Origin of the sequence: Lunatimonas lonarensis (assembly GCF_000390185.1) — a bacterium.
Classification (GTDB): Bacteria; Bacteroidota; Bacteroidia; order Cytophagales; family Cyclobacteriaceae; genus Lunatimonas; species Lunatimonas lonarensis.
Genome location: NZ_AQHR01000044.1, coordinates 43,214 through 56,065 on the forward strand (window position 1 = coordinate 43,214; position 12,852 = coordinate 56,065).

General features: G+C 44.3%; 6 protein-coding genes. All 6 read right to left on the reverse strand.

Annotated features, from left to right (window positions below; all coding sequences use genetic code 11):
* Nucleotides 1–171 precede the first annotated feature (171 nt).
* The 6 genes from ADIS_RS06800 to ADIS_RS06825 all read right to left on the reverse strand — a co-directional run bounded on the left by ADIS_RS06800 (nucleotide 172) and on the right by ADIS_RS06825 (nucleotide 12,834).
* Nucleotides 172–1,590: a Gfo/Idh/MocA family oxidoreductase gene (locus ADIS_RS06800; protein ID WP_010853646.1), complete on the reverse strand. Its 1,419-nt coding sequence runs from the start codon at nucleotides 1,588–1,590 to the stop codon at nucleotides 172–174.
* A 267-nt stretch (nucleotides 1,591–1,857) separates the two neighbouring features.
* On the reverse strand, nucleotides 1,858–3,999 hold the full coding sequence (locus ADIS_RS06805; protein ID WP_081634880.1) for a glycoside hydrolase family 172 protein: 2,142 nt from the start codon (nucleotides 3,997–3,999) through the stop codon (nucleotides 1,858–1,860).
* Nucleotide 4,000: 1 nt separating this feature from the next.
* A complete protein-coding gene (locus ADIS_RS06810) occupies nucleotides 4,001–4,987 on the reverse strand; it encodes a metallophosphoesterase family protein (protein WP_155907222.1) in 987 nt (328 codons plus the stop codon).
* Nucleotides 4,988–5,031: 44 nt separating this feature from the next.
* Nucleotides 5,032–7,473 (reverse strand): hypothetical protein, encoded by a 2,442-nt coding sequence (locus tag ADIS_RS06815; protein ID WP_010853649.1) that lies wholly within the window; start codon nucleotides 7,471–7,473, stop codon nucleotides 5,032–5,034.
* 174 nt (nucleotides 7,474–7,647) lie between these two features.
* Nucleotides 7,648–9,360, reverse strand: a complete 1,713-nt coding sequence (locus ADIS_RS06820; protein ID WP_010853650.1) for a RagB/SusD family nutrient uptake outer membrane protein — start codon at nucleotides 9,358–9,360, stop codon at nucleotides 7,648–7,650.
* Nucleotides 9,361–9,372: 12 nt separating this feature from the next.
* On the reverse strand, nucleotides 9,373–12,834 hold the full coding sequence (locus ADIS_RS06825; RefSeq protein ID WP_010853651.1) for a SusC/RagA family TonB-linked outer membrane protein: 3,462 nt from the start codon (nucleotides 12,832–12,834) through the stop codon (nucleotides 9,373–9,375).
* Nucleotides 12,835–12,852: the final 18 nt, after the last annotated feature.

Sequence of the window (12,852 nt, forward strand, 5' to 3'; positions counted from 1 at the left end):
AATCTGGAAGTGATTGAGCTTTTTTAAACTAACTATAACAAACGGAAAAACCTGTTTGGCTTTCTGCGAAAATACCCGATTTTGCCTAGGTAACACGAGAACCGAATGAAGATATCAGCCTACTTCACCTATGCTGACCGTATAGAAGTCAACAAAAAACCTCTATATCATTTATTTACTCATCTTGAGCCGGGTATTCCCTCCATGTACCAAGTTAATATCCATCAAAGGCTTGTTGCTTCGCCAAAGTCCTCCTGTGAAGTCAGGAACTTCTACCGGCATGGAACGATTGGCAACTGAAGCCCCGGAAAGCGGCACGATGGAACTCCAAACCGCGGCGTCGTACACATTGATATCGAGCGGCAGCCCATTTCGCAGACAATCTATAAGTCTCCAATCCATCAGGGTGTCCATGCCTCCATGGCCGCCAACTTGCTTGGCCATTTCACCCACCCGCTTTGTAATCTCCGGTGTATACTTTTCTTCAATGGCCTTCATTTCACCCTCAGAAAGCCATCCCTCGTGACTCGTGGCTATTCGCCCGGGTTCGGGATACTTCATCGCCGCCCCCTTGGTACCACTTAGCAAATGGATTCTGGAATAGGGTCTGGGCGAGGTCACGTCATGTTGCAGCATAATGGTTTTTCCTCTACTGGTTCTTATGATGCTTGTATTCAGATTCCCCCTATACGGCCTTCCTACGTAAGGCTTCCAAAAGTCATCCGCCTGCGCCAATTCCTCCGCCTTTTTTCCCATCATAAAGTCATCTGTGGAAACGGAAACAAGAAAATCCATTTTATCCCCGTAGTTGATATCCATGATCTGTGCGATGGATCCCAAACCATGCATGGGATAGAGGTTTCCGTTTCGGCTGGCATTCTCTTCCAGTCTCCACATATTTGAATAGCCTGTTTTGCTAAAGTTAGCCATCAACAGATCGTGTATGTAGGCACCCTCGCCATGCATGATTTCCCCAAAAAAGCCCTGCCTGGCCATGTTCAAAGTCATCATTTCGAAGAAATCATAACACACATTTTCGAGGAGCATGCAATGCCTTTTGGTCTTCTCGGAAGTTTCTACCAGTTTCCAGCAATCCTCCAGGGTCTGCGCCGAGGGTAGTTCCGTAACCGCATGTTTTCCATGTTCCATGGCAAATATGGCCTGTGGTGCGTGCAGGGCCCATGGCGTGCAAATATAAACCAGATCGACATCCTGGCGTTCGCAAAGCTTTTTCCAATCCTCCGCACCTCCGGAATATAGCACGGGCTTGTGTCCCCATTCACCAACAGTCTCGCTGCCTTTTTTGGCTCGGGCAGGATCCAAGTCGGATATAGCGGTGATCTCCACTCCCTCGATTCGCACCAACCTGCGAAGCGCACCGGAACCCCGATTTCCTATTCCAATTACGCCAATACGGACTACGTCCATCTTGGGAGCTGCATAGCCTGACATATTGAACCGCTCCCATTTGGGCGGTTGGAATGGCTGCATATCGGTATCCCGCTGGGTGAATCCAGCAAGGCCTGCGCCTGCAAGTCCGGTACCTGCGACACCGGACAACTTTAGGAAATCTCTTCGATTGGTCTTCATTCGTGTATAGTTTGTCCTTCAATAGTCATGATTTGTCCCGCACCGAGGCTACCTACGGGCAACCCCTTTCTTTGGTAGCATCCTGCCTATAAAATAAGCGATCTTTCCCAGCACATATACAATGTATGGATATAGCCCGATCCGGATATCTCTTTCACGCTATCTTCTACCATTTACCGATGTTTTTTCTAAAAAACCCATCTGTCACGAATGTAAGACAAAAAAACCTAAAATGATAAAAGCCACTCCAATATTCCTTTTACTTACTCACCTCTTCAAAAAATCATTTTCCACTAGGAAAAAGTCAATCCCAAGCGCTGATTTCTGCTCCTTCCTCTTGGCCGCTTGGTTTATCCCTTTTAATACAAACTTGATTTTGAAAGAATTACTTACCGGATTGACCAGGCCTAGATTTATGTAGGGGGTGGTAATTCCCGGGTGATTTGAGTAGAGATCTTGAGAAAGTATAAACGTATCATTCACATAAATGTCAAAAATACCACTGTATTCCCCTACCGCCAAGGCAATTCGCACATTGGATTTCTCAAATTGCTCTGTAAGTGAAAACTCCACAAAATCCCCCATTCCCGTAAACCAAAGATTTTTCATATCCTCGTTGCTGGTTTCGCCCCAGACTCCGATTTCTGAAAAATTTTCGACTACCGAGTCCGACATATTTGAAGGGATTAAATATTCGGCTTCTATGGCATTATCGACTACAAAACGTTCCTTTTTGGCTAGGTCTATCTTCCGTTGAAGGTCCTCGACGGTAGGAAGTGTTGCCGATGCCATCTTAGGGTCGGACTGCCTATTGTGGGCTACTCCCGGTCGTCCGTACCAAAAAGTCGTCTGTGAATACTGCAAATAGAACCAGCTTTGCCTGATACCGCAGGAGGACTCAAAATCAAACTTTAGTCGATTTTGAAATGGAATGGCATCAAGAACCCTCGTTCGCGTACAAACATTGTAACCCTGCGAGCGGGGTTCTCCGACAATTATGTTGCCAAGAAATGGTTTGGAGAATTGGTCTTCCGGAGTGGGTACCAAGCCGCCGGCCCAACCGTAATAATCCTCTGTGCCAGTTCCAAAATGGGATGGAAAATTAGCCTCAAAGTCATCGTCCACATAGATCTTCTCGTCCCCTTCACCCCACCAACCTTCGGCGGGATTGAGTACGGTCCATTGGTCTCCCACTACCACACCTTTTCCCTCAGCCGAAAGAAAATTCCAATCAAAAAGGGGAAAGGTAGGTGTCGGCGGATCCATGCGCCAAGTGGCATAAAAATGCATACTTGCCTCATCCCAGCGGTAGTTTTCAGCGACAACCTTTACGGAAATATCAACTGGTAAATCATACAGATTCGTCAGGCTTATCGCCCCACTTTCCATATAGGGCATCATCCATCTGTTTACCATGGTGCCGTCCTGTTCCACCGATCGTTCCCACATTGTATAGGGAGTGACTTTCCCTACATTGTTAAAGAAATCCCCCACTGGGCACCAAACCGTGGTATCGCCGTCAAAGATGCCGGTAAGTACGGTGGACCTGAGTGCCTGGGGCAAATTATCGGCTGAATGAATGTTAATTTCCAGATGACTTACGGCGAATGAGCCGGTGGGAAGATCCACATGTAGTACTTCCCCATTTTTCAGCACCGATCGCTGTACAATTTCAGGTCCCCGTTGATTGGGCGGATTTGACAAAACAGAAGCAACCTTCTCCGAAATTGGTAATACTCTTTCAAACTCTTCGATGGTAAAGGTTTTCACAGGTGTGCCTTCCGGGTATTTACGGTAATTTATAATGTTGTAAAACGATGGCTTATCCGTGGTAATTTTGCAACTCTTCGCATAGGGAATTGGGAAATACAAATTACCCGCACGGGTACTCTCCTCCGCAAATGGTGGCTTTATAAAATCCTGTCCCTTAACCAAGGAAAAAAAATTTGTATTAATAACGGGTTGCTCATCCCCATCCAGATAAATCTTAATATTTCCTCCCGTCGTGTCTTCCAAGGAATAATAAAAGCATACAGCCCAAATTTTTGAAATAACACCCGGCCCATCATCCTCCATGATGACCCACTCAGTGCTGCCGTTGACTTCCTCCGTTCTTATAAAACCAATTCCGTCGGAATCGGCAAACCATCCGGGCAGGTCGGGAGACACCGACTCTCTATTGTAGCTACTGGCTTGTAGGGATTTATAACCAACTTTAGGAAAACGGGTTATCTTATCTCTGTCTATCATTTCGTGCAGCAGCCCACTGAGGTCTATCTCTTCCTTGTCTTGGCAGGAGGTCAACGATCCCAAAACCAGCCAAACAAGCAAAGAAAACAACAGCGTATGTTTTGTAACGCGGCAAAAATAAGTAGTATACATCATCCAATAATTGAATTGTCTCTTCATATCAAAACTCCAAGTAGCGATCCGATATCTTCGGACTCATGTACTTTTTGAATCTATCAGGATAGCCCAACTCCCAGGGATCGGGCACTATCCATTCAGATTGGCGTCCTACGATTTTGATGTAGCCCTGAGTGGAAATCTCAACGGTGGCAAAAAGTGGATCTTTAAACGGTGCTGTGTACTTGACAAACGGAAATTCGCTATCAATGTCATCGGTAAAGCGATTATAGGTAAATTCGCCCCCAAGCCAGTTATATGACATCGAATTGATTTGGATGTACCATATCCCATTTACGTTTTCCACATGATCAAAATGGGTATGGCCATTAAAACAAGCAATGACTCGGCCATCAGGTCGGCTTACGTTATGAGCTTCGAATATCTCCTGGATTTGCCGGTAATTTTCTACACCCATACCTTCCTCTCCCTCCGGGCAAAACAACTCCTGATGGGAAAAAACAACCACCGGAAGCGAAGATTCTTTCAAATCTTCTTTCAGCCATTCGATTTGGTCATTTCCAATATACCGAAAATAAGGTTTTGTATCGGGGCTTTTCTGATCGTTACCATCCAAAACGATGAAATGAAATCCGCTTTTTTGGAAGGAGTAATACGAATTCTCCATTTTTCGGCTTTTTAGTACATCTACCAGCGAAAAACCACCATCGGTTTCGTGATTTCCAATCACATGGTATTTTTCACCATCGTATTTGTTCCAAATACCATAAAAATGGGCAAATTTTTCGTCAGGTGGAAAAAAATCACCCAACTCAATGATAAAGTCCGGCTTTTCCTGAATCATTTCATCGATAAATGTATCCAACCTGTATTCGGAATCATGCATCAATGACAAATGGGCATCCGTAAAAACACCGAACCGAACGGTACGATACTTCTCGGGCTCATTGCAACCAAAGCCCAGTGATAAAAGTACACAAACCGCTGTTGCATACATATACTTCTTGAGAGATATTGACCTAATACGCATGTGAGTATATTCGGTTGATTAATAAAACATCTGTAGTGTATCCATTACAAACCTACTGTTTCGGCTTGACTAACCGATTTCATTTCTATATTGACTATTGAAAGCCCATCGGTCGAAAAGACGGCATCTACCGTTACTTTATTTCTTCCTTTTTCCAAAGAGGGCAGTTTTTTGCCTAAATCATACGTGGCTAGCCGATTCCAGTTTTTGTCGTACAACCCGATACTCCCCGTCTGATCGAGTTTAAGAATGTGGGAATGGGCCATATTAACAGGGATATCCAAGGTATGGTAGTCGTTGATTTCAATACTGATTCGCTCTAAAACGGTTTGGGGCTCGTCCTTATCTGGACTCAGCGTAATCAAAAACATAAGGGGCTGCTGTTCATAGGGGTTTTCAAATTCAAAGACTGAATATAGCGGCTCCCCTGGTTGACGAACCTTTTGCTCGTACAGGAACCTCTCTATTTTATACTGATAAAGATTCCACCTGTTTTCGCCAATTTGCTCCAGGTGGAATTCGTTTCCAATATCCTCCATGCGAAGCTTTTGCTCTTGCGTAAAAGCGCCCGCCATTCGGGCTGTTTCCCAGGTTTTTATAGCCTCAAATACCGCATCGCTCGCATTGTTCTGCGCCACGTGGTTTAAATTCACATTGAATGCAAATCCGGCATCAAATCCAGCCGCTCTAGCCAGCAGCCACTCGGTATCTTCGATGCTGGTCTGTGAATTCATGCTAAACCACCCCAGCATGGCCGGTAGAAGATTCCTCCTGTAAAAATCCTGGTTCATCAATCTATACTGAGTTTGGCTCTCCCTGAAGCCCGCATACCAAGGCTCGCCCCAATTATAGCGGGTATTTATATGCCAGTTGAAATGACTTGGGTTACTGGCATCGTTTATCACCCTTCCTTTGATGGAAGGATGTAAATGGTCGTACCAGGTTTTCGTAAACAATGCGCGGGCATACTGTCCCATACCGGTAGACCATACTCCTTCGAGGCCGTCAAAAGAAATCTGCAGAAGACCCGTCTCATTAAACAGGTTGGCCAGGGTAATGGCAATTTCTTCGGAAAGCTGTGCATCACTTAGGAAAACTTTGTAACCGTGATCCATTAATTTCCCTATTACAGCACCCTGTTTGTGGGCGGATGGAGTGGTTCCAAATGCCCCTCTGACGCACCCCTCCAAACGCCAAGGTTGACTATCCGATACTTTATTGTAACGAACAATCTCGTTTCCAATTAGAACAGACTTTAGGGAATTGTTTTTCATTTGATCAAAATACACCGGAGACTCGATAAAAACCTCTTCTGAGTTTTCGTCCAAATCAGCTGCTAACACACTTTCCCCCACCTTGGCCAAGCGTTGATCAGGGATCGGTGTCACATACGGATCATTGGTCTGTATAAAATTGCTCAGCGTATGAACGCCCAGCGAAATCCCCTGCTCCTTTGCCCTGTCAACACTGCGCTTCATACTTTGCCAATTGTCGGGGAATGATTTTTCTATAAGAGGAAAATGCCCCCAGGATTTGAAGGGGTGTCCATGGTATAGGTATTTTAAGCCGGCCTTTTTCGTCAGGGCCAACGCATCATCCAGGTCATCCTCGCTAAAGCCAACGATGAGGTAGGATGCCGTCGCCGATCGGGCAGTCTTGGCCCATTCCCCGTCAATCATTGGGTGTGGCAGCCCTTCGGCCAGTTCAATTTGTCCAATGACCTCCAATGCGTTCCCCGCCGGACAGCCAAAAAGCGCTATCTTACTGCCTACGATTCCCCCATCGTCAAACGCCGGGGCAACGTAATGGGTATGTCCCCAGTTTTCGATCACCCGCTCCCTGCTCCTATCCCGTGTATAAGCCTGTAAAAGTGAACCACCCTCAATCGGCTTTGCGGTCTGACCCCGGTAAAATTTCTTTTGCCTCCAATCTGCCTCCACATCCGCCAAATTACCCGTCTCGAATATATCGTAGGCGGGCTCCACGTCGTCTTCCGTGGTCGGAAACCCGCCGAGGGTCTTCACATTGAGTGCCTGAATGCCGAGGGCAAATTCCGAGTTTCTGACAACCCCTACCGACTCACCGATTATCTCACTTATTGTGGTAGGGTAAGGACCCCAGGCGACCAGATCAATGTCCACCTCGGAAGCCACGGAAAGAATCTCAAAAGACAGGTACCTGTCGTGCTGCTTGACCTTTACATTCAACGTAGCATTAACTTCTCCAAAACTAATGGACAAATGATCATCGAAGACCCTCATTTCCTCTGGCTTCAAAAAAACGCCACCAGACCTGATACTGATAAGGGGTGTATCGTGGTTGTATGGCAAAAATTGCTTCCCCGATCCCTTATCAGATAAGCCGACTATCCGGCCTTTTGTATTGATTTCAAACATCATAAAGTCCGTTTCCAGGACAATGGTCTGTGCCAAACCAGAAAAAGAAAGCGATACAATCAAAAGCAAAAACAAGGAACTCCAGCGCATTATTCTATTTTTAAGGGTAATTATAATCAAAACTTAACAACAAAGACCAACACTAGTAAATTTTCGTTATATAGATTACTCTGTACATTTGGCGATATGCAATAAGGTACTATACTTAATGTGGAGAATGGAACCAATTAAGTCCCATTCTCCTAGAATCGAACTTGATAATTACTAATTTATGGTGGGGTCAAACGTGCCTTCGTCCCAGCCCTTATTTTGAAGCAAATTCGGATTTCTTTCGATTTCGTCCCTATGAATAGGAAAAAAATAATAGGTATCCGGCGTATACATTTCGGTTTGACCGGTGTTAAACAACTCCGTTACTTCATAATCAAAATCCTCGGGCATGAATTCCCGGCCACTTATTGGGTTCAATCCTTCCTTCAATTTCGCTTGGAGACCAAACTTTCGCATGCCATCAATTTGCGTGTGAAGCAGTCTTGCTCTTCTAAGATCCCAGAATCGTTTGCCCTCGAAAGCGAACTCAATAAACTTTTCGTCGTAAATGGCTTTTCTCATTTCGTCCCGTGTCATTTCACTTTTCAGTCCAAAATTGGCGTCAGTTCCGGGGTCAATACCTGCTCTTTCGCGAATTTGCTTTAGAATCTGAAAAGCCTCGTTCGAACGACCCGTTTCGTTTGCAGATTCGGCCAGGTTGAACAGAACCTCTGCGAATCTGATCTCGACCCAATCAACATCATTGAGCTCTGCTTGTTCAATTGGCAAATCTATTTGAATGCCTTTCTTTGTATAAAACCCAGACCTGCCAAAATTCGAGCCTGGACCAAACCCGTCGTCAATGCCGCCTAGTTGTATATCTGTATATTGCCGCCTCCCTTTTGCGCCACCCAGTTCGTAAAGAGATCCATTATATACGACAATTTCATAAAACCTTGGATCTCGATTCTCCCAAAACCGTTGCACATCGTAAGTATAATTGTTTGATTCACCTGGTTTGGCACCGTCCTTCATCGGAAAAGACGTTACTAATTTCCATATCGGTTGATCCCCTCCCGTGCAGTTCCTTGATTGGGAGATTGGGCGGACACAATGCTCTTGTCTTCCGTTAACTTTCACCGGATTTCTATACACGGTAGCAAGAACTACCTCCTTATTGGCAGATTCCATCCAGATATCCGAATAATTCGGCATTAATCCATAGCCTTGGGCTTCCAAAAAGGTCAAGGCAGCGCGGTTGGCTTCGTAGGCAGTTTGCCAGAATGCATTGTTGTAAGGATTTGACGGGTTAAACTGGGGGCTTGCCATATACAATAGTACCCTCCCTTTGAAAGCCATGGCTGCACCTTTATCAACCCGCCCGAAGTCACCCCCTGTAAATCGATCAGGTAACCCTGATATAGCGATATCTAAATCCTCCAATATAAACTCGAAACATTCCAAGGTGGAATTGCGAGGAACCATTAAATCATCAGTCAAAAGTTGCGGAACTTTGATTATCGGAACCCCTCCATGAAAAACTACCGTTTTAAAGTAATGAAACGCACGCATAAAGTGGGCTTGTGCTTTGATTGTCCTTTTGGAACTTTCCGGCAAATTTCCCCCATCAATTTCATTTAACAAGACATTGACTTTTCTGATATTAGTAAAAGGCCAATGTTTAAATGAACCATTCGTAGTTTGTATAAATCCCTGCCCCAAAATGCCAACCGATTCATCCGCGTTGTTTCCGTCGTTAAGTGGCCATCCTGTAAAAGTTGAAGCATACAGATCAACTAAATATGCATTGGAAAGGGTTGGGTCATTCCAGACGTCTTCAGGATTATATACCGACAGATTTTTAACATCCAAAACATCTTCCGAACAGCTCGCAATAAACAATAAAGCGACCGCTATGATATATACTTGATTTACATTTTTTTTCATTGCTTCAATAAATTAAAACCTAACATTTATTCCTCCTGTATAAGACTTCATGAGCGGATAGGAATCAAGCCTATCTTGTTCAGGGTCATATTCCGTGAATGCGGATAATACAAAGAGATTTGTTCCATTAAAGAAAAATTGCAGATTAATGTTATTGGCGGTAAGAAATCTAGAGGGAATGTCATACGCAATATTTAGGTTTTTCAACCTCAGATAAGCACCACTTCGTATCCAAAAATCCGATGGGCCCCATCCAAATTCCGGCATACCCCAACCGCCCGCTCTGGGGTAGGGCGCATCTGTACGGTTTGGTGTCCAACGGTTCGTCCAAAGATCAAAATAGGGTCTATCACCGGTCTGAAACACTCCTCCAGTACTCGTGTTTTGTGTCTTTACAATTTTATCAAATGCTCCAACTCCCTGCAGCAAGAAGTCAACTTTTAAATTTCGCCAGGAAAAACCCCCATTTATACCATAGTTAATCCTTGGGATGGCATTATCAGATAACCAGTCTTGATCGTTTTCGTCAACAATTCCGTCCGAGCCTTCGGTTCTATTAACTCCTCGAATATCTTCGTAAAGGATTACCCCCAGCATCGGCTCTCTACCAAACTGCATGAATCCTTCCGGTAATGCTTCAAGGGTTGCCTGATCTCTGATTATTCCACGTGATCTATATCCCCAAATTCGGTTTATCGGGTGTCCTATTGCCGTCCTCCAATCTTCGAGGCCGACAGGTTCGTCGATTACTAGGACTTTGTCTTTGGCATAACCGATATTTGCTCCAATGGTATAATTTACCCTGCCAACACTATTTCTGTAATTAAGAGAAAACTCGGCACCTTTGACATCAATTTCGGCATAGTTCTCATCGCTCAGCGGAGCTCCGTAGGTTCCTGGAATAACCCGTATTCGCCGCCTCAACAAATCATACCTATGGTTATGGAAGTAATCAAAAGACCCAACCAACTTGTCATTAAATAATCCAAAATCAAACCCAAAATTATATGCGACCATTTTAGCCCAGGTAATAGTTGGGTTTGGAGGAGTTCCTGCGCGAATACCATTATAAAGCGTATTTCCAAAAACATATCCGGCACTTGGAACAAAATTATTCTGAAACTGGAATGGGGCAACATTATCATCCCCTGTGGTTCCTATTGAAGCCCTAAATTTCAGTTCGCTAAGCGCGGGGATGTCCAAAAAATTCTCTTCGGTAATTCTCCATGCCACCGATCCGGATGGGAAAAACCCCCATCTGGTTTCTTTGGGAAAACGGTGACTTCCATCGTATCTGAAGGAAAATTCAGCAATATACTTGGCAGAAAACTCGTAACGAGTCCTGCCAATCCACGAAGCCCTGCCAAATTGAGACTCACTTCCGGTAAAATAACGTCGTTGTGTATCAGTAGACGCCGCAAAAATCTGGTCAACACTACTGGTTAACAACTGATCAGCTGAACCACTGAACGTCTTTCCCTGAAATTCGGCTTGTTCATAAATAAACGTTCCCGAAATTGAGTGATCACCAAAACTCCTGTTATAATCTAAAAACCAGTTGAATTGATAGCTGTCTCCAAACGTAGCACTTTCATCTATCCCCTCAAAAGACCTGGATAAATTATGTATATTTAACTTACTCGGATCTATTGGGCCTGGCACATAGGGATTAGTTGCAGAACCTTGCTGGAACAAATAGGAACGGTTGTGGATAACAAAGTTTTTTTGGTTTCGGGAATCGAATGAATAATTCGCCATCACACTGGTAGTCAATCCATCCAAAAATGGTAAATCATAGTCAATTTTAATTATTCCATTAAATGAATTTCTGTCAATCTTTCTATAGTTCCCATTTTCAAGCATAAGAACAGGATTCCAGGCACCACGGCCTATGGGAAAACCAGTATCCCTATTCGAGGTAGGATTCCCATCCGCGTCTACAAAGAATGGATACAATCTTGACCAATTAAAGGTTGTCCTGTAAAAGTCGGATAACTCAAATCCTTCTCCCCCATCCCAGTCATAAGGCCAAAAAAATCTGTTTGTAACCCGCTTATTCCCGCTTAGATTCAAGTTAACACGTAAGTCCTTTGTGATTCGGGCCGTAACATTGCTTCGGAAATTATATCTTGAATAGTCGGTGTTTGTAAAAGAACCTTTATCGGAATTCGTTCCAAGCATCATATAATAGGTAATACTCTCTGTTCCACCATTGACGCTGAGATTGTGCTGCTGAGAGGATGGATTCCGCCAGATATAGTCGTTCAATTCATAGTTTTTATCTTCGAAGTACCTGAATATCTCCTCTGAAATGGGAAGGGGATTCCCAAAAGTCTCCGCAACTGAATTGATGTATTCCAACTCCTGGGTCGCTGTGTAACGAGGCAAAGGCATCGTTGGCCTTGAGGTTGTAAAGAAGCTCTTATAATTAAAAACCGGCTTGCCCGTTGTCCCCTGACGGGTAGTAACCAATACAACTCCATTGGCAGCCCTAGCACCGTAGATTGCTGCCGTGGCCGCATCTTTCAAAAAGCTTATGCTTTCTACTTCATTTGGATCCAACGCATCAAAATCAACCCTTGATCTAATCACATTATCTATAACATAAAGGGGAGAAGATCCGGCAATTGCGGCACTACCCCTAATCGAAATACTGGATGGTGCCCCTGCAAAACCAGAAGATTGAACTATCTGAACGCCAGGTGCCCTTCCGGCTAGGAGATTGGACAAATTGGAGGTTGGGATAAAATCTATATCGTCAGCTTTGACACTTGCAACAGAACCTGTAAGTTTCGCTTTCTCCTGCGTACCATATCCAACTACTACAACCTCCTGTAATGAGGATAAGTCCTCTCTCAGAACGATGTTTAGCGAGGTCTGACTACCCAACGTGACTCGTTGCGACTGATAGCCGATAAATGAAATCAATAAAACAGCACCCTCTTGAGCATCCAAGGTAAAACCTCCATCAATATTGGTCACTGTGCCCAACGAAGTTCCTTCGACAATAACCGTTGCACCGGGAATAGGCTCGCCCTTTTCATCGGTAACTCTTCCGGTTATCTCAACCATATCAATTGAAATTTCCACTCTTCCGTCATCAGATGCGTCCTCAGGCTTCGCCACATAAATGGTGTTATCAACTTGCTTGAACCTTAATCGGGCCGCAGTTCCTACTTCCACCAATATGTCATTAACCGTTTGTTTTTTGCTTTTTAGGCTAATTTGAATTTTTTCCTCCATGATTTCGGCCGGATATACAAACCTGTAGTCAGTTCTGGCTTCTATGTCCCTAAAGATCTCCGGAAGCTGGGACTCCAATCTAGCCAATCTTACAACAGCTTGGTCTATCGGCTTTATCTGCGCCTTGATTTCATGTGCCATTAGGGTGGACATCATTACACATTGAATCAGCAGGCCATACAATACATTTCTAGATACCATTCTAATTAGGTACAGTAATTTTTTCTTCATAACTTTGATTGTTTTAAG

What these genes read in the sequence shown, in the direction of transcription:
- ADIS_RS06800 (WP_010853646.1), bottom strand. Translation starts at nt 1,590, where the DNA reads ATGAAGACCAATCGAAGAGATTTCCTAAAGTTGTCCGGTGTCGCAGGT.
- ADIS_RS06805 (WP_081634880.1), bottom strand. Translation starts at nt 3,999, where the DNA reads ATGAAGAGACAATTCAATTATTGGATGATGTATACTACTTATTTTTGC.
- ADIS_RS06810 (WP_155907222.1), bottom strand. Translation starts at nt 4,987, where the DNA reads ATGCGTATTAGGTCAATATCTCTCAAGAAGTATATGTATGCAACAGCG.
- ADIS_RS06815 (WP_010853649.1), bottom strand. Translation starts at nt 7,473, where the DNA reads ATGCGCTGGAGTTCCTTGTTTTTGCTTTTGATTGTATCGCTTTCTTTT.
- ADIS_RS06820 (WP_010853650.1), bottom strand. Translation starts at nt 9,360, where the DNA reads ATGAAAAAAAATGTAAATCAAGTATATATCATAGCGGTCGCTTTATTG.
- ADIS_RS06825 (WP_010853651.1), bottom strand. Translation starts at nt 12,834, where the DNA reads ATGAAGAAAAAATTACTGTACCTAATTAGAATGGTATCTAGAAATGTA.